We start from the raw sequence: 24,581 nt of genomic DNA on the forward strand, positions 1-24,581 counted from the left end.
AATGGCGGCCCGTTCCGGTCGTTGAACTTCGAGTTGTTCATCATGCGTCACCCCGAGCTTCGGCATGTCCGCACCCGGGTGAAGTCGCCAGGCCAGAACGGGTCACGCGAACGCGGGTTCGGGACGCTGAAGTACGAGCGGCTGTTCCTCGACGAGATCCCGGACTCCTTGACGCTCATCGAGCGGGCCGAGGACTACCGAGTCGAGTACAACACCGAGCGCCCTCATGAGGCGATCGCCTGGAACCGGCCACTGGAGGTGCACCTCGGCCTGGCCGACCCCACCACCCCCACCTTTGAAACAGAAGAAATCCTGCCAACTACTTGACGCGGGACAAAGACTGACAGCGATGTCCCAATTCTTGTCGGCCACCTCGCTCAAGTAACGGCGCATGCGACCAGTCGCCAAGGCCTGCGCGTACAGCGTTGCCCAGGCTTTGAAGTCTGCAGCCTTCGGAGGCGCCTCGGGCGGCGTGAGCCAGCGGGCCCCCTGATGCTCGCGCGCGAAAGCGATCAGCGCTTCCCGACACATGATCCCGATGCCTTGGTAATCCTCTGCCTCCCGGGCTGAGTCCATAGCCTCCCGCGCGGCTTCAAGACGCCGCCAGGCGGCACCGACTTCGTCCGCCTTGTCTTCCTCGATCTCGACTCGCTCGCGCTCCCACATGCGCATCATGAGACCGACGTGGAACGAGAACGCGACGTCGTAGTTGGGGAAATCGGCCTGCGAGTAGAGATTGGTCAGCTCCGTGATGACCCACCAACGCTGCATAGGCATGTGAACGTCGTATACGTCGTAGTCCGTTCCGAGAAGGCGGTAGCTCGCCACCTTCTGCACCAGCGTGACCTTGTTGTCGGGATTGTCCGGATCGTCGTGATCGATGCTCTCGCTCTCGACGTACTGTCGGATCGCCTTCTCTTCGTGCTCAGGTAGGGGCTTCGGCATGCTGCCCACTGTATGTACGCCCGGACGGCTACAAGCACCACACAACAAGCACTGTTCCGATTGACGATCCCAAACCGCGCGCGGAGCCCGGGCGTGGTCGCTTCCGCAGTCTTCGAGAGCCGTGAAGTTCGTTGTCCGGGCGAGCGATCGCTCGGCAACCGAGCTACGGCCCGCGGAGCGAGTCGGACAAATCCTGCGCGCCATTTGCGGGCCGTTATTCTTACCGATCGCCAACGTGCAGGTGTGAGGACAAATACACGAGCAGAACGAGATGCACGACGTCGGGCCGCTTATGCGCGACAGCGCGCGCAACGTGAAGCGGCCGCGGTCAGGAATGCGGTCCGAGAAGACGCCAGGGCCGCTGCGCGACGCGCCGCCGACGCCATCGACGCGCTCGAGGACGGCTGGGGCGGGCGCGCCCGCGCGCTCAGTGAGTTGGACGAGCTCAGCCAGGCGCTCGTGAAGCTGCAGCGGGAGGAGCTGAAGCTGCGGACGCAGCGCGACGAGCTGATCGACGCCTTGCGCGCGGCGGGCGCGAGCTGGACGTTGCTCGCGCTGCGTACCGGGCTCAGCCGGCAGGCGCTGATCAAGCGCCGCGGCGTAGCCGATGTCGCTGGTCGGGCCTAGGGTTCGGCCATGGGGAGCATCGAGCCCTACTCGACGTCGGCGGGTCGGCGCTATCGGGTGCGCTATCGGAAGCCCGATCACTCGCAGACCGACAAGCGCGGTTTCCGCACCAAGCGGGACGCCGAGCTGTTCCTCGCCTCGGTCACCGTCTCGATGACGCGCGGCGAGTGGATCGACCCATCGGATTCGCGCATCACCGTTCGCGAGTGGGGCGAGACGTGGTTCGAGGCCCAGGTGCAGGTGAAGCCGGCGACGCGCTCCGGCTACCGGTACAACCTCGATCACCACATCTACCCGCTCTGGGGCGAGCGCCGGCTCGTCGAGATCGGGCACGCCGAGGTGCAGGACTGGGTCGGCTCGCTCAGCGCGCGGCTCAAGCCCTCGACGGTCAAGCAGATCTACCTCGTGCTGTCCGGGCTGATGAAGTTCGCGATCCGCGACGGGCGCCTCGTGCGCAACCCGTGCGAGTTCATCCGGCTGCCGCGCATCGAGCGGAAGCGGAAGGGCTACCTGACTGCCGACCAGGTCGCGCACGTCGCGAGCCTGTGCAGCAGCGACGCCGATCTCGTCGTGTTCCTCGCCTTCACCGGGCTGCGCTGGGGCGAGATGGCCGCGTTGCGCGTCGCGTCGGTCGATTTCGACCGGCGGCGGGTGGCTGTCGACGAATCCGTCGTCGAGCTCGAAGGCGTCATGACCTGGGGCACGCCGAAGAACCACGAGCGCCGCTCGGTGCCGTTTCCCGACTTCCTGGTCGGCCCGCTCGCCGCGCGATGCGCGGGCCGCAGCCTGGACGCGCCGCTGTTCACCAGCGTGGGCGGCGGGCTCATCCGCAACGGCAACTTCCGCCACCGCGTCTTCGAGCCGGCGGTCCGGCAGGCGATGGCCGAGGATCCCGGATTCCCGTGGGTGACCCCGCACGACCTGCGGCATACGGCGGCATCGCTAGCCATCTCCGCCGGCGCGAACGTGAAGGCCGTGCAACGGCTGCTCGGGCACGCCTCGGCCGCGATGACGCTCGACGTCTACGCCGAGCTGTTCGAGGACGACCTCGATGCCGTGGCGACCGCGCTCACCCACCGAGTTGGCGCCTCTCGTGTGGGCAAAATGTGGGCAGAGCCCAAAAAACCCGCCTTGACCAAGACGGTCAGGCCCAAGAAAAAGGGCCCGCGATCAGGGAATTCAATGGTGGCTCCGACGGGCGTCGATCCCGTGACCTCACGATTTTCAGTCGTGCGCTCTACCAACTGAGCTACAGAGCCGAGGCGGCGAGAACGCCGCCTTCGGAAGAAAAGCCCTACCTCTCGATAGGGCTTTGTCGCTTCCGCGACCCTGACGGGACTTGAACCCGCGACCTCCGCCGTGACAGGGCGGCACGCTAACCAACTGCGCTACAGGGCCATGTTCTGTTGTGCTTCTCGGTAGTCACTTGTGACCCCAACGGGATTCGAACCCGTGCTACCGCCGTGAAAGGGCGGCGTCCTAGGCCACTAAACGATGGGGCCGTCGCGCGGCTGCCACCGCATGACTACCGAGGCTCAAGCATACGTGAGCCCTGGGGGAGAGACAAATCGCCAACGGCAGGTGCCCGGGCCGGGTTTGCGACACCCCGGCAAGGCGACGCCGACGGATGCCCCACCGGCGGTTACGTTCAATGCGACTGTGCATGCCGACCGTGCCCCTGAGGAGGCGTATGAGCGACACCCGAGCCCTGGCGACGGGCCGTCTGCCGCGCCGCGCCGACGCCCGGGGCATCCGTCTGCTCATCGCCGTCGCGGTCGTGGCCGCGCTCGCCGTGGGTGTCAGCGTGGCGCTTCCCGCCGACCCGGCCTTCGCCACCTCCTACCCCAGCTGGAGCGACGTGCAGAAGGCGAAGGCGAACGTCACCAAGGCGCAGCGCGCCGCGCAGCACCTCTCGCGCCTGATCACGCAGCTGCAGCAGGAGGCCACCGCTGCGCAGGACGCGGCGATCGCGGCCGGTGACAAGATGCAGGCGGCGCAGGAGGCGTACTTCGTCGCCGATCACAAGGCGACCGAATTGCAGGAGCAGGCCGACAAGCTGAAGAAGGAATCGGATACCGCGACGACGCGGGCCGGCCAGGTCGCGGCCGAGCTTTACCGCTCGGGCGGGCGTGACGTCACGGCGTCGCTGCTGTTCTCGGGCACGGACGGCACGTCGACGGCTCCCGATGCGCTGCTGGATCAGCTCGGCAGCATGACGAAGCTCGCGGAATCGACCTCGGACATCTACGCGAGCGCGGTGCAGGCGAAGAACACCGCAGCCTCCGTCGCCGCGCAGGCGCAGGAGGCCAAGAAGACCCGCGCCGAGATGAAGAAGAAGGCCGATGAGGCGTTCGACGCCGCCGTCAAGGCCTCGCAGGTCGCGGCGGCGAAGGTCAAGGAGGAGCAGGACCACAAGCTCGTCCTCAATGCGCAGCTCAAGGCGCTGAAAGACAAGAGCGCGAAGACCGTCGCCAAGTACAAGAAGGGCGTCATCGCTGCGAGGAAAGCGGCGGCGGCGAAGGCCAAGGCGGCCGCGGCGGCCGCGGCGCGCGCCCAGGCCGTGGTCAACTCGCAGGGCTGGGCGGTGCCCGCCGTCGGATGGATCAGCGACGGCTTCGGCCCTCGTCCGGCACCCTGCGCCGGCTGCTCGACCTGGCACCTCGGGGCCGACATCGCCAACAACTACAACACGCCGATCCACGCAGCCCACTCGGGAACGGTCGTCTACGCCGGCTGGGAGTCGGGCTACGGCAACTTCATCATCATCGACGACGGCGACGGCATACAGACGGCGTACGGCCACATCATCGACGGCGGCATCATGGTCGGCTACGGCCAGCACGTGAGCGCCGGCCAGCAGATCGCCCGCATGGGTTCGACGGGCCACTCGACCGGCCCGCACCTGCACTTCGAAGTGCGGATCAACGGAGTGCAGACCGATCCGATCGCCTGGATGAAGAATCACGGAGCACCCCTTGGCTGAGAACACCACCGGCAGCAGCTTCCGCCGCAACCCGGCACTCGCATTCGGCGCCGCCGCCATCGGCGTCGTGACCGCCTCGGTCGGCATCGTCGCGCACCCCGAGTCCGCGCACGCCGTCGACTACCCGAGCTGGAGCGACGTCGAAAAGGCCAAGGCCGATGTGCGCGACAAGCAGAAGATGGTCGAGCGCATCGGCTCCGTCGTCGAGGAGCTGCAGGAAGCGGCGACGCAGGCGGGCATCGAATCCGAGATGGCGGTCGAGAAGTACCACCAGGCGCAGGCCGAGCTCGACGACGCGACCGCGAAGGAGAAGGAGACGCAGGCGCGCGCCGACAAGGCGAGCGAGGCGGCCAAGACCTCGGCCGTGCGAGCGGGCCTGCTCGCGTCGCACCTCATGCGCGCGGCGGGCACGGATGGCTCGCTCAACCTGCTCCTCCAGGGCAGCCATGCCGATGCCGCCGACCGGCTGCTGTACCAGCTCGGCACGATGAGCCAGCTCACCGGCCAGAACAAGCAGATCTACGACCAGGCCGTCGCCGATCGGAACACCGCCAAGTCCCTGCAGGAGCAGGCCACCGCGGCGCGCAAGGCGCGCGAGAAGGCGGCGGATGCCGCGAAGGCGGCGCTGCAGCAGGCACAGGTCGCCGCGGCGGCGGCGCAGGCGGCGGTGACGACGCAGCAGCAGAAGCAGTCCGAGCTCACCAGTCAGCTGGCGGCGCTGCAGGATGTCTCGGTCGAGACGGCGAAGAAGTACGTGCAGGGCAAGCAGGCCGCCGCTGCGGCCGCGGCCGCAGCCGCCCAGGCGAAGCGCGACGAGGAGGCCCGGGAGAAGGCGGCGGCCGCCGCCCAGGCGAAGCAGGAGGCGGCGGCGCGCGCCGCTCAGCAGAAGTCGGAGAGCTCGAACTCGGGCGGGTCGAGTTCCGGTGGCGGCTCGAGTTCCGGTGGCGGTTCGAGTTCGAGCGGCGGCTCGAGCGGCGGAAGTTCGAGCGGCGGAAGCTCGAGCTCCGGCGGGAGCTCGGGTTCGTCGTCGTCGACGTCCACGGGGTATCCGCAGCCGAATGCCGCGATCGTGGCGGCAGTGCTGCAGTACGCCCGGGCACAGATCGGCAAGCCGTACGTCATCAACGGGGCGGGCCCGAACGGCTTCGACTGCTCGGGGCTCACGATGATGGCGTACGCCTACGCCGGCGTGAACATCGGCGGCCACGGGGTCATCTACCAGTACAAGCAGGCGAAGGCTCTCGGGCAGCTCGTGCCCCGCAGCCAGGCTCTGCCGGGCGACCTGATCTTCTACGGCACCCCCGACGACGACCTGTACCACGTCGGCATCTACGTCGGGAACGGCATGATGATCGCCGCCCCGCAGGTGGGCGAGAACGTCAAGGAGCAGCCGGTGTGGGGCAGCCCGATCGACGTCGTCGCCCGCCCGTCGGCGGGCCGCTAGCGGCTACTCGCCTGAGGTCTTGAGGCGCTCGATCGCCTCTTCGACGAGCTTCTCGGCCTCGGCCGCGGAGCCCCACGCCTCGACCTTGACCCACTTGCCGGGCTCGAGGTCCTTGTAGTGCTCGAAGAAGTGCTGGATCTCCTTCTTCGTGTACTCGGGGATGTCGTCGACGTCCTGGATGTGCGTCCAGCGCGGGTCCTTGTACTGCACCGCGATGACCTTGTCGTCGCCGCCGGCCTCGTCGCTCATGTGCAGCACGCCGACGGGACGCACCTTCACGCCCACGCCCGGGAACAGCGGGTAGTCCAGCAGCACGAGCACGTCGAGCGGGTCGCCGTCCTCGCCGAGCGTGTGCTCGAAGAAGCCGTAGTCGGTGGGGTAGCTGAAGTTGGTGTAGAGCACGCGGTCGAGGAAAACCCGGCCGGTCTCGTGGTCGACCTCGTACTTGTTGCGGCTGCCGCGGGGGATCTCGATGACGGCGTCGTAGGCGTTGGTCATGCCGATAACGTTAGTCGATGCCCGAAGACCCGCAGCAGCGTCGGCCGCGCCTCACACCGGCCATCGCCGACGTGCGCCGGGCGGTCCGCACGGCACTGCTCCCGCTGGTCGACGCGGGCGCGCAGCGCGCGGCCACGCCGGTCGACTCGGGCGCGCAGCGCCCGAATGGAGACCCGGAGGCCGCAGCCGGCGCGGTCTCCGTTCGCCCTGGCGGCCGAGTCGACCAGCGTCGTCCGCTCGTGCTCGTCGCGCTGAGCGGGGGCGCCGACTCCACCGCGCTCGCCGCGGCGACCGCGTTCGAGGCGCCGCGGGCGGGGCTGCGCGCCGCCGCGGTCATCGTCGACCACGGCCTGCAAGACGGATCCGACCGCGTCGCCGCCGAGGCGGCCGAGCGCGCGCACGCCCTGGGCCTCGATCCCGTGCGCGTCGTGCGCGTCACGGTCGACCTCGCCCGCGGCGACGGGCCGGAGGCCGCCGCGCGCCGCGCCCGGTACGCGGCGTTGACGGATGCCGCCGCCGAGCTGCGCGCCACCGCGATCCTGCTCGCCCACACGCTCGACGATCAGGCCGAGACGGTGCTGCTGGGGCTGGCGCGGGGGTCGGGCGCCACGAGCCTCGGAGGGATGCGCGAAGCATCCGATCTCTGGCTGCGTCCGCTGCTCGGCATCCGTCGCGAGACGACGCGGCGGTTCTGCGCCGACGCGCAGCTGCCCTACTGGGACGACCCGCACAACGCCGACCTCTCCTATACGCGCGTGCGGGTGCGCGAGAGGGTGATGCCCGTGCTCGAGGCGGAGCTCGGGCCGGGGGTGGCCGAGGCGCTCGCCCGCACGGCGGAGCAGTTGCGGGAGGACGCGGACGCGTTCGAGCAGATGATCGAGGAGGTCATCGAGGACATCGTCGGGCACGAGGAGGCGGGCATCTCCGTGTCGGTCTCCGCCCTCGAGGCGAACCCGCCGGCGCTGCGCGGCCGCATCGTGCGGTTCGTCGTGCGCTCGGAATTCGGCACCTCGCTCGAGCGCGTGCACGTGCAGGCCGTGCTGCGCCTGATCACGGAGTGGCGCGGCCAGAAGCCGCTCGACCTGCCCGGATGCACGGTGCGACGGGAGGCCGGGCGGCTGGTGTTCCGCGCCGCGGGGTGACCCATAGAGTTGTCGCATGCAGTCTGACGCCCTCGCCGGGGACCTCGAAAAGGTCCTGCTCACCGAAGCCGAGATCCGGGCGAAACTGGCCGAGCTCGCGCGCCGCATCGAAGCGGACTACGAGGGCAAGGACCTGCTGCTGGTGGCGGTGCTGAAGGGCGCGGTGATGGTCATGGCCGACCTGGCGCGCGAACTCGAGCGGCCCGTCGAGATCGACTTCATGGCCGTCTCGTCGTACGGCACTAGCACGCGATCGAGCGGGGTCGTGCGCATCCTCAAAGACCTCGACACGGATATCCACGGCCGCAACGTGCTCATCGTCGAGGACATCATCGACTCGGGCCTCACGCTCTCCTGGCTGAAGGACAACCTGCTCACCCGGCAGCCCGCCTCGATCGAGATCTGCGCGCTGCTGCGCAAGCCCGACGCGGCGAAGATCGACATCGACGTGAAGTACCTCGGCTTCGACATCCCGAACGAGTTCGTGGTCGGCTACGGCCTCGACTATGCCGAGAAGTACCGCAACCTGCGCGGCATCGGCGTCCTCGCCCCCCACGTGTACTCCTAGCCTCCCGGTTGCGCGGGTCTCCATTCAGCGCTGCGCGCCGAGTCGACCGGCGGGAGTTCGGCTCCCCGCTGGTCGACTCACGGCAAGGCCGTGATTGGCGACCAAGGGGAGCGGAGGTGCAGCTCATCCCGACCCACGCTTGCGCCGAAGCTGCCGCCGATTCCCCGTATTGCGGTGCACGCCGTCCCAATCCCCGCGGATCAGCGCCTCCCGTTTCGCCCGACTCCACCCTTGGATCTTCTTCTCCATCGCATAGGCGTCGGCGACCGAGTCGTACTCCTCGGCCCAGACCAATTCGACCGGCAGCCGCGTGCTCGTGTACTTGGCCCCCTTGCCGGACCAATGCTGAGCCATCCGTTGATCGAGGTCGCGAGTCGAGCCGACGTAGTACGAGCCGTCCGCGCATCTGAGCATGTAGACGTGTGGCATGCGTCGATGCTCGAGGATCGACGGATGCTTCGTGAGGGCGCTCTTGGCGCCTGTGGAGTGTCGGGGCCGTGGTCTCCATTCGCGGCTTCGCCGTGAGTCGACCGGCGGTGTTCGGGAGTCCCTCGGTCTCCATTCAGCGCGGCGCGCTGAGTCGACCGGCGGTGTTCGGGAGTCCCTCGGTCTCCATACATCGCGGCGCGCTGAGTCGACCAGCGGGGCCAGGCGGGGCATAGCACGCCTGGGGCGAACAGAGAGGCGCCCCTCAGGCGGGCAGGGTTACTCTGGCCTGACCATGAATCTCAAGAAGCTCTTCCGCGGGCCGATTCCGTACATCATCCTCGCGGGAATCATCGTCTGGATCGGCATGAGTGTCTTCACCATGTCCGGTTTCAAGCAGGTCTCGACGGAGAAGGGCCTTGAGTTGCTCTCCGAGGGCAAGGTGCAGAGCGCCCAGATCGTCGACGGCGATCAGCGCGTCGACCTGGTGCTGAACTCGCCCGACGGCAAGAACGGCGACCATGTGCAGTTCTACTACGTCGAGCCGCGCGGCGCGGCCGTGGTCAAGGCGATCGACGACGCGAAGCTGCCCAAGGGCTACGACGACAAGGTTCCGCAGCCGAGCGTGTGGGGTTCCATCCTGAGCTTCCTGCTGCCCGTGCTGGTGATCGGCGCACTGTTCTGGTTCATGCTCGCGGGCATGCAGGGCGGCGGAAACAAGGTCATGCAGTTCGGCAAGTCGCGCGCCAAGCTGGTCTCGAAGGAGAGCCCGAAGGTCACGTTCGACGACGTCGCCGGCGCCGACGAGGCCATCGAAGAGCTGCAGGAGATCAAGGACTTCCTCAAGGAGCCGGCCAAGTTCCAGGCCGTCGGCGCGCGCATCCCCAAGGGCGTGCTGCTCTACGGCCCCCCGGGAACCGGTAAGACGCTGCTCGCGCGCGCGGTCGCCGGTGAGGCGGGCGTCCCCTTCTACTCCATCTCCGGTTCCGACTTCGTCGAGATGTTCGTCGGCGTCGGCGCGAGCCGCGTGCGCGACCTGTTCGACCAGGCCAAGCAGAACGCGCCGTCGATCATCTTCGTCGACGAGATCGACGCCGTCGGCCGGCACCGCGGCGCGGGCCTCGGCGGCGGCCACGACGAGCGCGAGCAGACGCTGAACCAGCTGCTGGTCGAGATGGACGGCTTCGACGTCAAGACCAACGTGATCCTCATCGCGGCGACCAACCGCCCCGACATCCTCGACCCCGCCCTGCTGCGCCCGGGCCGCTTCGACCGGCAGATCGGCGTGGATGCGCCGGATCTCAACGGCCGCAAGAAGATCCTCGAGGTGCACGGCCGCGGCAAGCCGCTCGCCAAGAGCGTCGACCTCGAGGTCGTCGCCCGCAAGACTCCCGGGTTCACCGGCGCCGACCTCGCCAACGTGCTGAACGAGGCCGCGCTGCTCACGGCACGCTCCAATGCGCAGCTGATCGATAACCGTGCCCTCGACGAGGCCATCGACCGCGTCGTCGCCGGCCCGCAGCGGCGCACCCGCGTGATGAAGGACAAGGAGAAGCTCATCACGGCCTACCACGAGGGCGGCCACGCCCTCGCGGCGGCGTCGATGCGCCACACCGACCCGGTCACGAAGATCACGATCCTGCCCCGCGGCCGAGCCCTCGGTTACACGATGGTGCTGCCGGTGGAGGACAAGTACTCCGTCACCCGCGAGGAGCTGCTCGACCAGCTCGCCTACGCGATGGGCGGGCGCGTCGCCGAGGAGATCGTGTTCCACGACCCGACCTCGGGCGCGGCGAACGACATCGAGAAGGCCACCCAGATCGCCCGGAAGATGGTCACCGAGTACGGCATGAGCGCCGACATCGGCTCGGTCAAGCTCGGCCAGTCCTCGGGCGAGATGTTCCTCGGCCGCGACATGGGTCACCAGCGCGACTACTCCGAGACGCTCGCCGAGCAGGTGGACCGCGAGGTGCGCGCCCTCATCGAGAAGGCGCACGACGAGGCCTACCAGGTGCTCAACGCCAACCGCGACATCCTCGACCGGCTGGCCGGCGAACTGCTCGAGAAGGAGACGCTGGACCACAACCAGATCGCCGAGATCTTCAAGGACGTCAAGAAGCTTCCCGAGCGCCCCGAGTGGGTCTCGAGCCCGAACCGTCCGCTGCCGAACATCCCGCCGATCGAGATCCCGCACCCCAAGCAGCCGATCAACCCCGGCATCACCGACGGCGACATCGACAGCGACGGCAACGCCGCCGAGTCGCGCCCCCGTCGCAACCCGGGCATCACGCCGCGCCCTGCCACGGCGTAGGGGGCGCGCGTGACGGGCATCGACCGCACGCGCGTGGAGGCGGCCGTCGCCGAGCTGCTCGCAGCGATCGGCGAGGACGTCTCGCGTGAGGGGCTGGCCGAGACGCCGAGCCGGGTGGCGGATGCGTACGCCGAATTCTTCTCCGGAGTGGGGCAGGACCCGCTCGCACCGCTGTCGGAGACGATCCCGGCCGGCTCGGACGCCGAGCTCGTGATCGTGCGCGACCTGGAGTTCCGGTCGGTGTGCGAGCACCATCTGCTGCCGTTCCTCGGTCGTGCGCACATCGCATACCTGCCCGGCGACAGGATCGTGGGCCTCGGCCGGCTGCCCCGCGTGGTCGACGTGCTCGCGGCCCGGCCGCAGCTGCAGGAGCGCCTCACCGAGCAGGTCGCGGACGCGCTCGTCGCAGGGCTGCAGCCCCGTGGCGTCGTCGTGGTGCTCGACGCGCAGCACCAGTGCGTGACCACCCGCGGAGCCCGGCAGGTGCACTCGTCGACCGTGACGGTCGCGAGCCGCGGGGAGCTCGCCGACCCGGTGCGCCGCGCCGAGGTGACGGGGCTGATCGGTCAGGGCGGAGCGGGGTCTCCATTCGCCGGCTCCGCCGGCGAGTCGACCGGCGACAGCACCTGCGGAGACCCGGCGCTGTGACGGTGATCATGGGCGTGCTCAACGTCACGCCCGACTCCTTCAGCGACGGCGGGCGGTTCGAGTCCGTCGACGCGGCCGTCGCACACGCCGTCGAGCTGACCGAGCAGGGCGCCGACCTGATCGACGTCGGCGGCGAGTCCACGCGCCCCGGTGCGCCGCGGGTGCCGGTCGAGCAGGAGCTGGGGCGGGTGCTGCCGGTCATCGAGCAGCTGACGGCCCGAGGCATCCGTACCTCGATCGACACGATGAACGCGCAGACCGCCCGCGCCGCGGTCGCCGCCGGCACGGAGTGGATCAACGACGTCTCCGGCGGGCAGGCCGACCCCGAGATGTTCGCGGCCGCCGCCGAGCTCGAATGCGGCTTCATGCTCAGCCACTGGCGCGGCCACAGCGCCGACATGAACGCGCTGGCGCACTACGGCGACGCCGCGTTCGACGTGCGCGACGAGCTGCGCCGGCAGGTGGACAAGGCCCTCGACGCCGGGGTGCACGGGTCGCGGCTGATCGTCGACCCCGGCCTGGGCTTCGCGAAGGACCACGGGCACAACTGGCGCATCCTGGGCCGGCTCGACGTGCTCGAGGAGCTCGGCTACCCGGTGCTGATCGGGGCCAGCCGCAAGCGCTTCCTCGGCCGGCTGCTGCCCGACGACGCGCCGATCCAGGCGCGCGACCTTCCCACCGCCGTGATCAGCGCGCTCGCCGCGCACAGCGGCGTGTGGGGGGTGCGGGTGCACGACGTGGTCTCGACCCGCGTCGCGCTCGCCGTCGTGGACGCGTGGAAAACTGGGGCCCGATGACTGACAGCATCACCCTGACCGGCATCGCCGTCGAGGCGCATCACGGCGTGTACGACTTCGAGCGGGAGAAGGGGCAGACGTTCGTCGTGGACCTCACCGTCTGGCTCGACCTCGCCCCGGCCGCCCGAGGCGACGAGCTGGCGGCCACGGTGCATTACGGCGAACTGGCCGAGGCGGTGCACGCCGCGGTCGCCGCCGACCCCGTCGACCTGATCGAGACGGTCGCCGAGCGCGTGGCCCGCGTCGCGCTCGGATTCGCGGCCGTCGAACGGGTGCGGGCGACGGTGCACAAACCGGATGCGCCGATCCCGGTGCCCTTCGCCGACGTCGCGGTCACCGTCGAGCGCTCTCGGGCGTGGCTGGAGGCGAGCGCCTGATGCGCGTGCCCGACCCGTTCAGCATCTCGAAGACGCCCAGGATGCGGCCGGCGGTCGTCGCCCTGGGCAGCAACCTCGGCGACCGGGGCGAGCTGCTGCGCAGCGCCGTCGCCGCGCTGCGCGAAGCGCCCGGGGTCGTGGTCGACGCGGTCTCGCCCGTCGTCGAGTCGATCGCCGTGAAGCTCGACGGCGTCGACCCGGACGCCCCGCGCTACCTCAACGCCGTCGCGCTCGTGCGCACGCTGCTGCCGCCGCACGAGCTGCTCGACGAGCTGCAGCGCATCGAGGCAGAGCACGGCCGCGTGCGCACCGAGCGGTGGGGCGATCGCACGCTCGACCTCGACCTCGTGGACTACGACGGGCTCGAGGCATCCGATGACCGTCTCACGCTGCCGCACCCGCGCGCCGGGCTGCGGTCGTTCGTGCTCGCGCCGTGGCTCGCCGTCGACCCCGACGCCGTGCTGCCCGGCCGCGGGCGCGTCGACCGCCTGCTTCAGGCGCTCGGGGACGACACCGCACCCGTTCCGGAGGTGACCCTGTGAACCGAACCCATCCGCTGACGATCGTGATCGTCGCCCTCGTCGGGCTCGTGGTCGGCTTCCTCACCGACGTCGGGCTGACGGCGCTCGGCCGGGCGGCGCTGGTTCCCCCGGTGACGCTGTCGATCACCCTGGCCGTGATCGGCGGCGTGGTCGTCGCGCTCGCGTGGCCGGTGCGGCGGGCGGTGAAGGGCACGGCGCCGCTGCGCATCGACCCGTTCCGCGCCGCGCGCACCGCCGTGCTCGCCAAGGCGAGCTCGGTGGCCGGGGCGCTGTTCGCCGGCTTCTCGATCGGGCTGCTCGGCTATGCGCTCACCCGCGACGTGATCGTCTCCTCGGGGGCATGGCTCGTGTTCACGGCCGTGATCGGCAGCGGCGTGCTGCTGGCGTGCGGGCTGGTCGCCGAGTTCTTCTGCACCCTGCCGCCGCCGTCGGACGGCGACGAGGACGACCGGGAGCCCCCGACCGGTGCCACGCACTCGCACGCGTAGCCGGTGCGCCGTATCGTCGACCGGCGCGAGCGCCGCGCGGCCGGCGCGTCAGCGCTGGGACGCGCGCAGCGCCTTCCAGGCCGCGGGCAGCAGGGCGGCGGCGATCGCCCACTTCACGATGCCGCCCACGATGAACGGGGTGACGCCGTAGTTCAGCACGGTCGCCAGGTCGTGCGGGGCGCCCATCGCGGCGAGCGCCGCCGCGAGCCACGGCACGCCGAACAGGAAGGGCACGAGGCCGGCCAGGCCGAAGCCGACGACGGCGAGAAGGGGCCGGCGGTCCCAGCGGCGCTCGGAGAGCCATCCGATCAGCGCTGCGGCGGGAATGAAGCCGATCACGAAGCCGAAGCTCGTGATCACGTCGCTGCCGAGCCCGTGCGACCAGCCGGTGAAGACCGGGGCGCCGGCGACCCCGGCGACCAGGTACAGCGCGAGCGCCGCGGCCCCGCGCCAGGTGCCGAGCGTCGCCCCGACGAGCACGACGGCGAGCGTCTGGCCGGTGATCGGCACGGGCCACATCGGCACCTGCACCTGGGCGAGCAGCGCGACCAGCGCGGTGCCGCCGACGACGAGCAGCGAATCGGTGAGCCATCCGCGGCGCACGAGGGCGTCGGCGAGCACGGTCCGGGAGGGGGAGGCGGCGATCGTCATGCGATCAAGACTAGGAGAGCGGTGGGGCGGATGCTTGGCGGTGATGCACATCGATCGCCGCCGGTTGTTGGCGCAATACGATGAACCCGTGGCCGAGCGCGTCGAGATCGACACCGAATGGAATCGGGTCTCGCCGAGGTACGTGTGGATCGTGGTCGTCGGATCGCTGATCGCCGGCGTCGTGCTCGCCGCGGCCGCCGTGTTCGTCTGGCTCGGGGTCGGTGTGTCGTGGGGCTGGGCGCTGCTCGCGGCCGTGGTCGTCGGGTTCGCGCTGCAGCTGATCTTCGCGCCCCGCCGCGCCCGCGCCATCGGCTACCGGATGCGCGAGGACGACCTGCTGATCCGCCGCGGCATCGCGTTCCTGCGCTTCGTCGCCGTGCCGTACGGGCGCATGCAGCTCATCGACATCTCGCGCGGGCCGGTCAGCCGGGCGCTCGGCCTGTCGGACCTGCGCTTCGTCACGGCGTCCTCGGGCAGCGACGTGGCGATCCCGGGGCTTCCGGCCGACGAGGCCGAGGCCCTGCGCGACCGGCTCATCGCGCTCGCCGAGACGCGTCGGGCCGGGCTGTAGGGCCGCGCGTGGACCCGCTCGCTGACGGGCAGTGGCATCGGATGCATCCGGCCACGCCGCTGCTGCGCGGCGGGATCGTGCTCGTCGCCCTCGTCGGCATCGTGGTCGCGAACCTGCGTGAGCGGATCCTCGACGCGCTCGTGCGCATGCCGAACGACTTCCGGCAGGGCGACCCGGTCGACGAGATCGTGCGGCACGGCTGGACACTGTGGGCGCTGCTCGGCGTGCTGGTCTTCGTCGCGCTCGTCGTCGTCTTCTACCGGATCGCCTGGCAGACCACGACGTTCCGCGTCACCCGCGAGGCCGTGGAGCTGCGATCGGGGGTGCTGAACAAGCAGAGCCGGCAGGCCAGGCTCGACCGCGTGCAGGGTGTCAACGTGCATCGCACGCTGTTCGCGCGGCTGTTCGGGGCGGCGCGGCTCGAGATCGTCGTGGCCGGGCACGACGCGAATCTGACGCTGCAGTACCTGAGCTCGGCGCCGGCGGAGGAGCTGCGGCGGGAGATCCTCGGGCTGGCGCGGGCGACGCATGGGGACGCGGGTCTCCATTCGCCGGCTGCGCCGGCGAGTCGACCGGCGGAAGACAGGGCTGCGCCGGCGAGTCGACCGGCGGAAACCGGGGCTGCGCCGGCGAGTCGACCGGCGGACGGGGCGGGTTTCGATACGCGCCCTGCGGGCGCTACTCAACCAGCGGAGGGGGAGGAGGCCGCTGGTCGACTCGCGCGACGCGCGAATGGAGACCAAGCGGCGCTCGACGCGATCCTGCAGAGCCGGGTGGACGAGTTCCTCACCCCGGCCGACCTGCACCCCGACCTCGCCCCGCCCGAGTCGGTCGTCAAGGTGCACCCCGGCCGGCTGATCGGCTCGATCGTGCTCAGCCCGTACACGCTCATCGTGCTCGCGATCGTCGCCTGGCTCGTCGTCGAGGCATCCCTCGGCAACTACGTCGTGCTGTTCGCGATCATCCCGTCGGTGTTCGGCTTCGTCACCGCGTACACGCGCCGGTTCAGCCGGCTCGCGCGCTACACGATCTCGGGCAGCCCCGAAGGGGTGCGCGTCGGCTACGGGCTGCTCGGGACGAGCAGCGAGACGATCCCCGCAGGGCGGGTGCACGCCGTCGAGCTGGTGCAGCCGCTGATGTGGCGGCCGTTCGGGTGGTGGACGATCCGCATCAACCGCGCCGGGCGGGCCCGGCAGCGCGGACAGGCCGAGAACGCGTCGGTCGTGCTGCCGGTCGGCGACCTCGCCGATGTGCAGCGGGTGCTGCCGCTGCTGCTGCACGGCAGCGACCGGGAGCGGCTCGCGGAGCTCGTCGCCGCGGCGACCGGCAGGCCCCGCGACGCGGGTGCGAAAAATACGTATTTTTCGCACCCGCCGGCAAGCGCCGCGTGGCTGCATCCGTTCTCGTGGCGTCGTATCGGGTACGCGTTCGCCGCCGATGCCGTGCTGCTGCGCCGGGGCGTGCTCGCCCGTGCGCTCGTCATCGTGCCGCTCGCGCGCGTGCAGAGCGTGGCGCTGCACCAGGGGCCGCTGCGACGGATTCTGGGGCTCGCCTCCCTCGTCGTGCACGTCGTCGACGGCCGGGTGCGGCCCCGCCTGCCGGTCCTCGCGGCGGCGGAGGCGCCCGCGCTCTTCGAACGCGTGGCGCGCAGTGCCGTACTCTTGGCGAGTCGCGATGTGCGCGGGTGAAGGGCGATAGAGAGCAGTGCAAGAACGATCCGGACGCCTCGGCGTCGGCATCGTCGGCGCGGGCCGTGTCGGACCGGTGCTGGGCGCCGCGCTCGCCGGCGCCGGGCACGCCATCGTCGGCGTGAACGCCGTCAGCGAGAAGAGCCGCGAGCGCGCCGAGGACATGCTGCCCGGCGTGCCGGTGCTCGAGACGCCCGAGCTGCTGCGCCGTGCCGAGCTCGTGCTGCTCGCCGTGCCCTCCGACCAGCTGGCCGGCCTCGTCGAGGGCCTCGCCGCCGTCGGCGCCTGGCAGCCCGGGCAGCTCGTCGTGCACACCGCGCCCGAGTACGGCACCGACGTGCTGCGTCCGGCCCTGACCGCGGGAGCGATCCCGCTCGCGATCCACCCCGCCATGTCGTTCACGGGCACCCGGCTCGACCTCGCCCGGCTCGCCGAGACCTGGTTCGCCGTCACCGCGCCCGCGCCCGTGCTGCCGATCGGGCAGGCGCTCGTCGTCGAGATGGGCGGCGAGCCGGTGGTCGTCGACGAGGCCGACCGCCCCACCTACGCCGAGGCGATCGCGACCGCGACCGGTTTCAGCCGGTCCATCGTCGAGCAGGCGACGGCGCTGCTGAACGGCATCGGCTTCGAGAACCCCGGCGGGTATCTCGGCTCACTCGTGCGCTCCACCGTCGACGACGCGCTGCGTCGCGCGGGAGCGACACCCCCGCTCGACCTCAGCGAGCTCGGCACCGACCCCGACGGAAGACCATGACCGCGACCCTCACCGCACCGCAACTGCTCACCACCATCGCCGCCACCCGCGCGCTCGTCGCCGCCCACCGCGCCGCAGGCCGTCGCGTCGCCCTGGTGCCGACCATGGGGGCCCTGCACGACGGGCACCTCGCCCTCGTCGCCCGCGGTCGCGAGCTCGCCGACGTCGTCGTCGTGTCGATCTTCGTGAACCCCCTGCAGTTCGGGCCGAGCGAGGACTTCGAGAAGTACCCGCGCACCCTGGACGACGACCTCGCCAAGCTCTCCGGCCGGGCCGACGCCGTCTTCGCCCCCTCGGTGCCCGAGATGTACCCCGGCGGCGCCGCGCAGACCCGGGTCGTCGCGGGCCCCGTCGGCGAGCGCTACGAGGGCGCCGCGCGCCCCGGCCACTTCGACGGCATGCTGACGGTCGTCTCGAAGCTCTTCCACATCGTGCAGCCCGACGTGGCGCTGTTCGGGCAGAAGGACGCGCAGCAGGGCTTCCTCGTGCGGCAGATGGTCGCCGACCTCGACCTGCCGCTCGAGATCGAGATGGTGCCGATCGTGCGCGAGGCCGACGGGCTGGCCCTCTCGAGCCGCAACCGCTATCTCTCCGAGGGTGATCGGATGCGCGCGCTGACGCTCTCCGCCGCGCTGCGGGCCGGTCGTGACGCGGCGCCCGCCGGTGTGGCCGCCGCCCGCCGGGCCGCGCTCGCGGTCTTCGACGCCGAGCCAGACGTTAGGCTGGACTACCTGGTCATCGTCGATCCGGCGACATTCCTGCCGCTGGAGGACGACGCGACGGGCGACGCGCTGATGCTGGTCGCCGCCCGCGTGGGCGCCACCCGCCTGATCGACAACGCCCCGCTGGTGTTCGGCGGCGTCGCCGGTTGACTCGGCGGCCGCGGACGCCGAAGGGAAACCAGCCCGACGAAGGAACAGCATTGGCCGAGCAGCCCACCGACGACACCCCCGACCTCACCGCAGAGGAGATCAGCGAGCAGAAGGCGGTGCGGCTAGCGAAGCGCGAGCGGCTGGAAGCCGAGGCATCCGATCTCGGAAACGGCGCGTACCCGGTGTCGCTGCCGCTGACGACGACGATCCCCGAGGTGCGCGCCAAGTACCCCGAGCTCGAGGCCGACCAGACCACCGGCGACGTCGTCGGGCTGGCCGGCCGGGTCGTGTTCCAGCGCAACACGGGCAAGCTGTGCTTCGCGTCGCTGCAGTCGGGCGACGGCTCGCGCATCCAGGCGATGGTGTCGCTCGCGTCGGTCGGCGAGGAGAGCCTGCAGCGCTGGAAGGAGCTCGTCGACCTCGGGGACCACGTGTTCGTGCACGGCGAGGTGATCTCCTCCCGCCGCGGCGAGCTGTCGGTCATGGTCGACGACTGGAAGATCGCGGCCAAGGCCGTGCTGCCGCTGCCGAACATGTACAAGGAGCTCTCGGAAGAGACCCGGGTGCGCAGCCGCTACCTCGACCTGATCCAGCGCGAGCAGGCGCGGCGCACGGTCGTGAACCGCGCGAAGGCGACCGCGAGCGTGCGCGAGACGTTCGCGAGAAACGGATTCCTCGAGGTCAGCACCCCGAAGCTGCAGGTCGTCGCGTCCGGCGCATCCGCCCGGCCCTTCGTCACCCACTCGAACGCGTTCGACACCGACCTGTACCTGTCGATCGCGCCCGAGCTGTGGCTGAAGCGCGCCGTCGTCGGCGGCATCGAGCGGGTGTACGAGATCGCCCGCAACTTCCGCAACGAGGGCGCCGACTCGACCCACTCGCCCGAGTTCGAGATGATCGAGGCCTACCAGGCGTACGGCGACTACAACACGATCGCCGACCTGACCCAGCAGCTGATCCAGGACGCCGCGGTGGCGACGAACGGCTCGCACGTGGTGACCTGGGCCGACGGCACGCAGTTCGACCTCGGCGGCGAGTGGCCGCGCATCTCGATGTACGACTCGCTGAACGAGGCGGCCGGCACCTCGTTCACGCCCGAGACGCCGATCGAGGAGCTCGCGGCGCTCGCCGAGCGCGAGGGCATCGAGGTGAAGCATCCGATCCACGGCAAGTACATCGAGGAGCTGTGGGAGCACTTCGTGAAGGAGTCGCTGACCCGGCCCACCTTCGTGATGGACTTCCCCGTCGACACCTCGCCGCTGACCCGCCAGCACCGCTCGATCCCCGGCGTGGTGGAGAAGTGGGACCTGTACGTGCGCGGCTTCGAGCTGGCCACCGGGTACTCGGAGCTCGTCGACCCGGTCATCCAGCGGGAGCGGTTCGCGGCGCAGGCGGCGCTCGCCGCGCAGGGCGACGACGAGGCCATGCGCCTCGACGAGGACTTCCTGAAGGCGCTCGAGCACGGCATGCCGCCGTCGGGCGGCATGGGCATGGGCGTCGACCGGCTGCTCATGGCGCTCACCGGCCTCGGCATCCGCGAGACGATCCTCTTCCCGCTGGTGAAATGACCGCACGGGTCGTGCTGGCCGGTGCGCGGGGGTACGGGCAGACCCACCTCGCGGAGCTGGCGCGGCTCGGGGAGCGGGTTGAGCTCGTGGGCGTGGCCGACCCGGTGGTCGCGGCGGAGGGGACCACCCTTCGAGACGGGCGCTTCGCGCCCTCCTCAGGGACCGCCCTTCGAGACGCGGCCGATGGCCGCTCCTCAGGGACCGCCCTTCGAGACGGGCGCTCTGCGCCCTCCTCAGGGACCACCCTTCGAGACGGGCGCTTCGCGCCCTCCTCAGGGACCACCCTTCGAGACGGGCGCTTCGCGCCCTCCTCAGGGATCCCCGTGTACCGGACGCTGGGGGAGGCGCTGGCGGCGGCCGGGCAGGTCGACCTGGTCGTCGTCGCGACGCCGATCCCGACCCACTTCGAGCTGGCGGCTCTCGCGCTCGAGCACGGCGCGGACGTGCTGCTCGAGAAGCCGCCCGCACCGAGCCTGGAGCAGTTCGAACGGCTGCTCGAGCTCGAGCGGAGCGCGGGCCGGGCGGTGCAGGTCGGCTTCCAGAGCCTCGGCTCGCACGCGGTGCCCGCGCTGCGCGCCGGGCTGCCCGGCGTCGGCGCCCCGAGCCGCGCGTTCGCCGTCGGAACCTGGATGCGCACCGCCGCGTACTGGGCGCGCTCGTCGTGGGCCGGGCGGCGGGCCTTCCCCGACGGCACTCCGGTCTGCGACGGGGTGGTGACGAATCCGCTGGCGCACGCCGTGGCGACCGCACTCGCGGTGGTCGGGCTGCACGAGGCATCCGAGGTGGCCCGCGTCGACGTCGACCTGTACCGGGCCAACCCGATCGAGGCGGACGACACCTCGGCGGTGCGCGTCACCGGCACGAACGGCGCCGTGGTCAGCGCGGCGCTCACGCTGTGCGCGCCGCAGCAGTCGCTGCCGACCGTGACCACCGTCGGCGACGAGGGGGCGGCCGAGTTCGCCTACACGGTCGACGAGGTGCGGACGCTTCGACAGGGCTCAGCACAAGTGCTTCGACAGGGCTCAGCACAAGTGCAGACCACCACTGCGCCCGAAACGTTCGGCCGCACGAGCCTGCTCGAGAACCTGCTCGACCACCGCGAAACGGGTGCAGAGCTGCTCGTGCCGCTGACGCGCACCGGGGCGTTCATGCGCGTCGTCGAGGCGATCCGCACGGCGCCCGACCCCTTGCCGATCCCGGCGGAGCACCTCGACTGGGCCGGCGAGGGCCCCGACCGGCACCCCGTGGTGCGCGAGGTCGAGCAGTGGTGCCGTCGCGCGGCTGAGGAAGGCCGCACCTTCGCGGAGCTCCGCGCTCCGTGGGCGCGCCGCTGAGGCATCCGATCGCCTTCGAGCTCATCGCGCGCGCATGGCACGTTGACAGCCGATCGACGGCCTCACCATAATGACGCCTGGCGAGGAAAGCGCTTTCTCGCCTCCTCGGTGCCACCCGACAAAGGAGTCGATACATGGCCACACAGATCACCCGGCGGCAGCTCGGGTTCCTCGCGCTCGCCGGTCTCGGCACGCTCTCCCTCGCCGGCTGCGGAACCGGCGCCGCCAGCACGGGCAGCAGCGCGGCGGACGCCTACAAGACGGCGAAGCTCACCTTCTCCTGGTGGGGCAACGACGTGCGCAATGCGTACACGCAGAAGCTGCTCGACCTGTACCACCAGAAGCACGGCAAGATCAGCTTCACCGCGGATCCGGGCGAGTGGAACAGCTACTGGACCAAGCTGTCGACGCACGTCGCGGCCAACGACGCCCCGGACATCATCCAGATGGACTGGGCGTACATCGCCGAGTACGGCGGGCGCGGGGCACTCGCCGACCTGTCGCAGCAGGAGGCCCTCGACACCTCGAAGCTCGACGACGACGCGATGGCGTCGGGCACCTACCAGGGCAAGCTCTACGGGGTGAGCACCGGCCGCAACGCGATGTGCGTGGCGGTGAACGAGCGGATCCTCAAGGAGGCGGGCGCCGAACTGCCCGACGACGGCACCTGGACCTGGGACGACTACCAGGAGCTCGCGCAGAAGATCTCCGACTCGACGGGTGGCAAGACCGTCGGCACGTCGCTGCTGATGCAGGACTCGGATGCGTTCATCTGGGCCCGGCAGAACGGCGAGCAGCTCTTCACCAAGAGCGGCAAGGTCGGGCTGTCGGAGGAGAACGCGACCGCATGGTTCGAGCGCTGGAACGACATCGTGCAGTCGGGCGCCGGGCCGACGCCCGACCAGTGGACGCAGGACGTCACGCTGGCGTTGGAGCAGAGCCTCTTCGGCACCGGGAAGGCCGGCATGGCGTGGATCTGGACGAACCAGCTCGCCGCGTACGAGCAGGCCACCGGCGATCCGATCACGATGCTGCGGCCGCCGAGCGCGACGGGCAAGGCGGCCGACAACGGCGCCTACTTCAAGTCGTCGATGTTCTGGTCGATGTCCTCGCGCACGAAGGCGCCGGCCCAGGCATCCGCCGTCATCGACTGGCTGGTCAACTCCACCGAGGCCGGGAAGGTGATCCTCGCCGAGCGGGGCATCCCGACCAACTCCGACGTGCTGTCCGCCATCACGCCGCAGCTCGCCGACGCAGACAAGGCCGGCGTCGCCCTGCTCGACAAGATGAAGCCCGACATCAAGGACACCCCGCCGGTGCCGCCGAAGGGCACGAGCACCGCGACCGACGTGATCCGCCGGCACGCGACGGACGTGTTCTTCAAGCGGGCGAAGCCGGCCGCGGCGGCGAAGGCGGTGATCGACGAGCTGACCGCGCAGATCAAGCAGGCGTCCTAGGGGTGTTCGTCCGACTCGGCGAGGTGCTGCAGGCGCGTGAGCGCGTCGCCCCAGTACGGCGCGTAGCGGGCGAGCCACGGGGTCAGCACGGCCTGGAAGGTGTCGGCGTCGATGCGGTACCGCCGGTTGCGCCCCTCGCGGGTGGCCGTGACCAGGCCGGCCGCGCGCAGCGCCATCAGGTGCTTCGAGATTCCCGAGGCCACGAGTTCGGGGAACTCGGCGGCGAGCTCGCCGACGGTCAGCGTGCCGCGCTCGGCCAGCAGGTCGAGGATGCGCCGGCGCGTCGGGTCGGCGAGCATGCGGAAGAGCTCGTCGCGGGAGGTGCGGGAGGTGCGCGAGTCGGCGGCGTTGCCGGCGTTGCGGGGCTCAGGCTGCATCCGCGACCAGTTCGGCGAGCTTCGGCAGCAGCGCGTGCGCGTCGGCGCCGCGCTCGTAGGCGGCCTGCACGCCCTGCCAGTTCGCTTTGCCGATGCCCGCGAAGCCGTCGTGCTGCAGCGTCACCCGGGTGCCGCCGTCGGTCGGCTCGAGCAGGAACAGCAGCCGGCCCGGATGCACCCATCCGGTGCCCTCCTCCAGCCAGGACAGCACGAGGCGCCGCTCGGGGTCGAGCTCGAGCACGGTGCCGCTGTCTCGGGTCTCGCCGTCGGGCCCGGTCAAGGTGAAGGCGCCGCCGACCACGAGGTCGATCTCGAGGTCGGGGGTGCCCCACCAGCGGCGCAGCGCGTCCTGGGTCGAGAACCATTTCCAGACCACGCTGGGCGGGGCGGCGATCTCGATGGTGCGGATGACTTCGGGCATGAGGGCCTCCGGATGTCTTACTGACTGGTAAGAATTACCCTGCGGTAAAGCATCCGTGCTGTCAAGTCATCGCCCGAGGTGGGCGCGCACCGCGGCCTCGTACTCCTCGTCGGAGAGCTCGTCGACCTGCTTCGCATCGCGGCGGTCGACGTGGGTCCATCTCGTGAAGAGCGCGATCAGCACGGGCAGGTCGGCGATCTCGGCGATGAACCAGAGGAAGTCGCCGGACAGGTGCTGGTCGTGCAGCGGGCTCGGGAACCAGGCCGGCAGGGGCGCTCCCCACGCCGTGTGCGTGATCGCCGCCGCCCCGTCGAGCACGGAGTCGTGCAGGCGCAGGAAGATGCCCGGGATCGCGTCCATCATCAGCTCGACGAGCGACAGCAGGAACTCGTACATGATGAACAGGCTGGTGCGGCTGCGGGTGTCCTCGGCGATCGGCAGCGTCATGAGCAGGCCGCCGAGCGGCACGAGCAGGGTGATCGCCACCGCCCAGCCCTCGTCGAGGCGCAGCGGTGCGGCCAGATGGGTGAGGAACAGCGAGAACCCCGCGAGGGCGAGCAGCGGGGCGAAGATGGCGTTGCCCATCAGTCGCACGGGCAGTGAGCGCATCAGCGCCTCGAGCGCGGCGAGCGCCCGGCCGGTGAGCGCGGCGCGGGCGAGCGTGAGCGGCGCCCCGAGCGCCATCAGCATCGGCGTGAGGAAGAGCAGGAACGCGACGCGGGTCGTGAACGCCCAGCGCAGGTCGTGCGACCACGTGCCGAGGAAGCCGAACTGGATCCAGGCGAACGAGCCGAGGCCGAGCAGGTAGAACGCGAGCGTGTGCCACAGGCGCCACGGATGCCCGTGCCGGCGCGCCACGACGACGCCGTAGCCGTACAGCACGGCGGCCACGACGATCGCCCCGGCGGCGACCGGGTCGAACGACCAGGTGCCCAGGAACTGCGGGATGGACGGCGTGGCCTCGCTCCTTTCGTGCCAGAACATTCTCTCCCGCATCGGCTATGCGTGCGCCGCACGGAGGGGCGGGGCGCTGGCGACGAGGCGGCTCTTGGCGATTCGTCACTTCTTGCTCGTCAGAGGGCCGGTCCGAGC

General features: G+C 70.6%; 25 protein-coding genes, 3 tRNA genes and 1 pseudogene. 20 read left to right on the top strand and 9 right to left on the bottom strand.

The annotated features are described in order from the left end of the window. Window positions 1-42: 42 nt before the first annotated feature. The 3 genes and pseudogenes from H563_RS17750 to H563_RS17480 all read left to right on the top strand — a co-directional run. On the top strand, window positions 43-327 hold the full coding sequence (locus H563_RS17750) for a transposase (RefSeq protein ID WP_245556852.1): 285 nt from the start codon (window positions 43-45) through the stop codon (window positions 325-327). An 861-nt stretch (window positions 328-1,188) separates the two neighbouring features. Further along, window positions 1,189-1,572 carry a hypothetical protein gene (locus H563_RS18005; RefSeq protein ID WP_155865233.1) on the top strand — a complete coding sequence of 128 codons (384 nt, stop codon included), beginning with the start codon at window positions 1,189-1,191 and terminating at the stop codon, window positions 1,570-1,572. A gap of 153 nt (window positions 1,573-1,725) precedes the next feature. Further along, window positions 1,726-2,547: pseudogene (locus H563_RS17480) on the top strand (tyrosine-type recombinase/integrase); the annotation flags it as partial. Window positions 2,548-2,755: 208 nt separating this feature from the next. On the opposite strand, the gene H563_RS0112365 reads toward H563_RS17480, so the two are convergent. The 3 genes from H563_RS0112365 to H563_RS0112375 all read right to left on the bottom strand — a co-directional run bounded on the left by H563_RS0112365 (window position 2,756) and on the right by H563_RS0112375 (window position 3,074). Beyond that, a tRNA-Phe gene (locus H563_RS0112365) sits at window positions 2,756-2,831 on the bottom strand. A 65-nt stretch (window positions 2,832-2,896) separates the two neighbouring features. Continuing rightward, a tRNA-Asp gene (locus H563_RS0112370) sits at window positions 2,897-2,970 on the bottom strand. Window positions 2,971-3,001: 31 nt separating this feature from the next. Next, a tRNA-Glu gene (locus tag H563_RS0112375) sits at window positions 3,002-3,074 on the bottom strand. Window positions 3,075-3,262: 188 nt separating this feature from the next. Between H563_RS0112375 and H563_RS16575 the strand changes: the two genes are divergently transcribed. Together H563_RS16575 and H563_RS0112385 are read left to right on the top strand one after the other, a co-directional pair. Continuing rightward, entirely contained in the window at window positions 3,263-4,555 is a 1,293-nt protein-coding gene (locus H563_RS16575; RefSeq protein ID WP_022882918.1) for a M23 family metallopeptidase, read from the top strand. Next, window positions 4,548-5,999 (top strand): C40 family peptidase, encoded by a 1,452-nt coding sequence (locus tag H563_RS0112385; RefSeq protein ID WP_022882919.1) that lies wholly within the window; start codon window positions 4,548-4,550, stop codon window positions 5,997-5,999. The genes H563_RS16575 and H563_RS0112385 overlap by 8 nt, the downstream gene beginning before the upstream one ends. A gap of 3 nt (window positions 6,000-6,002) precedes the next feature. Here the strand turns inward: H563_RS0112385 and ppa are convergent, their stop codons facing one another. Beyond that, window positions 6,003-6,497 (bottom strand): inorganic diphosphatase, encoded by a 495-nt coding sequence (ppa, locus tag H563_RS0112390; protein WP_022882920.1) that lies wholly within the window; start codon window positions 6,495-6,497, stop codon window positions 6,003-6,005. Between the two features lie 17 nt (window positions 6,498-6,514). On the opposite strand from ppa, the gene tilS reads away from it, so the two are divergent. Together tilS and hpt are read left to right on the top strand one after the other, a co-directional pair. Next, complete coding sequence (tilS, locus tag H563_RS0112395) at window positions 6,515-7,639, top strand: tRNA lysidine(34) synthetase TilS (protein WP_022882921.1); 1,125 nt, start codon at window positions 6,515-6,517, stop codon at window positions 7,637-7,639. Between the two features lie 16 nt (window positions 7,640-7,655). After that, window positions 7,656-8,207, top strand: coding sequence for a hypoxanthine phosphoribosyltransferase (gene hpt, locus H563_RS0112400; protein WP_022882922.1), 552 nt, complete (start codon window positions 7,656-7,658; stop codon window positions 8,205-8,207). 123 nt (window positions 8,208-8,330) lie between these two features. On the opposite strand, the gene H563_RS0112405 is transcribed toward hpt, so the two are convergent. Further along, window positions 8,331-8,636, bottom strand: a complete 306-nt coding sequence (locus H563_RS0112405; RefSeq protein WP_022882923.1) for a GIY-YIG nuclease family protein — start codon at window positions 8,634-8,636, stop codon at window positions 8,331-8,333. A 292-nt stretch (window positions 8,637-8,928) separates the two neighbouring features. On the opposite strand from H563_RS0112405, the gene ftsH reads away from it, so the two are divergent. From ftsH to H563_RS0112435, 6 genes are read left to right on the top strand one after another with little or no spacing between them, the layout of a single operon-like run. Next, the gene (gene ftsH, locus H563_RS0112410; protein WP_022882924.1) at window positions 8,929-10,944 is read left to right on the top strand and encodes an ATP-dependent zinc metalloprotease FtsH; all 2,016 of its coding nucleotides are present in this window, start codon (window positions 8,929-8,931) and stop codon (window positions 10,942-10,944) included. Window positions 10,945-10,953: 9 nt separating this feature from the next. Next, entirely contained in the window at window positions 10,954-11,592 is a 639-nt protein-coding gene (gene folE, locus H563_RS16580) for a GTP cyclohydrolase I FolE (RefSeq protein WP_022882925.1), read from the top strand. Further along, a complete protein-coding gene (folP, locus tag H563_RS0112420; protein ID WP_022882926.1) occupies window positions 11,589-12,389 on the top strand; it encodes a dihydropteroate synthase in 801 nt (266 codons plus the stop codon). The genes folE and folP overlap by 4 nt, the downstream gene beginning before the upstream one ends. Beyond that, on the top strand, window positions 12,386-12,766 hold the full coding sequence (gene folB, locus H563_RS0112425) for a dihydroneopterin aldolase (protein WP_027479416.1): 381 nt from the start codon (window positions 12,386-12,388) through the stop codon (window positions 12,764-12,766). The genes folP and folB overlap by 4 nt, the downstream gene beginning before the upstream one ends. After that, window positions 12,766-13,308, top strand: a complete 543-nt coding sequence (gene folK, locus H563_RS0112430) for a 2-amino-4-hydroxy-6-hydroxymethyldihydropteridine diphosphokinase (protein ID WP_051142750.1) — start codon at window positions 12,766-12,768, stop codon at window positions 13,306-13,308. The genes folB and folK overlap by 1 nt, the downstream gene beginning before the upstream one ends. Then, window positions 13,305-13,796, top strand: a complete 492-nt coding sequence (locus H563_RS0112435) for a DUF3180 domain-containing protein (protein ID WP_022882927.1) — start codon at window positions 13,305-13,307, stop codon at window positions 13,794-13,796. The genes folK and H563_RS0112435 overlap by 4 nt, the downstream gene beginning before the upstream one ends. A gap of 48 nt (window positions 13,797-13,844) precedes the next feature. Here the strand turns inward: H563_RS0112435 and H563_RS0112440 are convergent, their stop codons facing one another. Beyond that, window positions 13,845-14,447, bottom strand: a complete 603-nt coding sequence (locus tag H563_RS0112440; protein WP_022882928.1) for a biotin transporter BioY — start codon at window positions 14,445-14,447, stop codon at window positions 13,845-13,847. An 88-nt stretch (window positions 14,448-14,535) separates the two neighbouring features. Here H563_RS0112440 and H563_RS0112445 point away from each other — a divergent pair, with 88 nt between their 5' ends. From H563_RS0112445 to H563_RS0112475, 7 genes are all read left to right on the top strand, one after another. Beyond that, a complete protein-coding gene (locus H563_RS0112445; protein ID WP_022882929.1) occupies window positions 14,536-15,018 on the top strand; it encodes a PH domain-containing protein in 483 nt (160 codons plus the stop codon). An 8-nt stretch (window positions 15,019-15,026) separates the two neighbouring features. Beyond that, entirely contained in the window at window positions 15,027-16,706 is a 1,680-nt protein-coding gene (locus H563_RS16585) for a PH domain-containing protein (RefSeq protein WP_022882930.1), read from the top strand. 16 nt (window positions 16,707-16,722) lie between these two features. Next, window positions 16,723-17,460 (top strand): Rossmann-like and DUF2520 domain-containing protein, encoded by a 738-nt coding sequence (locus tag H563_RS16590; protein WP_022882931.1) that lies wholly within the window; start codon window positions 16,723-16,725, stop codon window positions 17,458-17,460. After that, the gene (gene panC, locus H563_RS0112460) at window positions 17,457-18,332 is read left to right on the top strand and encodes a pantoate--beta-alanine ligase (protein WP_022882932.1); all 876 of its coding nucleotides are present in this window, start codon (window positions 17,457-17,459) and stop codon (window positions 18,330-18,332) included. Before H563_RS16590 ends, panC begins: the two co-directional genes overlap by 4 nt. A 50-nt stretch (window positions 18,333-18,382) precedes the next feature. Then, entirely contained in the window at window positions 18,383-19,900 is a 1,518-nt protein-coding gene (lysS, locus tag H563_RS0112465) for a lysine--tRNA ligase (RefSeq protein WP_022882933.1), read from the top strand. Continuing rightward, window positions 19,897-21,234, top strand: a complete 1,338-nt coding sequence (locus H563_RS16595; protein WP_022882934.1) for a Gfo/Idh/MocA family protein — start codon at window positions 19,897-19,899, stop codon at window positions 21,232-21,234. Before lysS ends, H563_RS16595 begins: the two co-directional genes overlap by 4 nt. Before the next feature lie 134 nt (window positions 21,235-21,368). Then, a complete protein-coding gene (locus tag H563_RS0112475; RefSeq protein ID WP_022882935.1) occupies window positions 21,369-22,691 on the top strand; it encodes an ABC transporter substrate-binding protein in 1,323 nt (440 codons plus the stop codon). Here the strand turns inward: H563_RS0112475 and H563_RS0112480 are convergent. The 3 genes from H563_RS0112480 to H563_RS16605 form a co-directional block, all read right to left on the bottom strand. After that, window positions 22,688-23,068 carry an ArsR/SmtB family transcription factor gene (locus tag H563_RS0112480; protein WP_022882936.1) on the bottom strand — a complete coding sequence of 127 codons (381 nt, stop codon included), beginning with the start codon at window positions 23,066-23,068 and terminating at the stop codon, window positions 22,688-22,690. The genes H563_RS0112475 and H563_RS0112480 overlap by 4 nt on opposite strands. Further along, complete coding sequence (locus H563_RS16600) at window positions 23,058-23,489, bottom strand: SRPBCC family protein (RefSeq protein ID WP_022882937.1); 432 nt, start codon at window positions 23,487-23,489, stop codon at window positions 23,058-23,060. Before H563_RS16600 ends, H563_RS0112480 begins: the two co-directional genes overlap by 11 nt. Window positions 23,490-23,555: 66 nt before the next feature. After that, complete coding sequence (locus H563_RS16605; protein WP_022882938.1) at window positions 23,556-24,473, bottom strand: cytochrome c oxidase assembly protein; 918 nt, start codon at window positions 24,471-24,473, stop codon at window positions 23,556-23,558. Window positions 24,474-24,581: the final 108 nt, after the last annotated feature.

Origin of the sequence: Gryllotalpicola ginsengisoli DSM 22003, from assembly GCF_000419445.1 — a bacterium.
GTDB classification, from domain to species: domain Bacteria; phylum Actinomycetota; class Actinomycetes; order Actinomycetales; family Microbacteriaceae; genus Gryllotalpicola; species Gryllotalpicola ginsengisoli.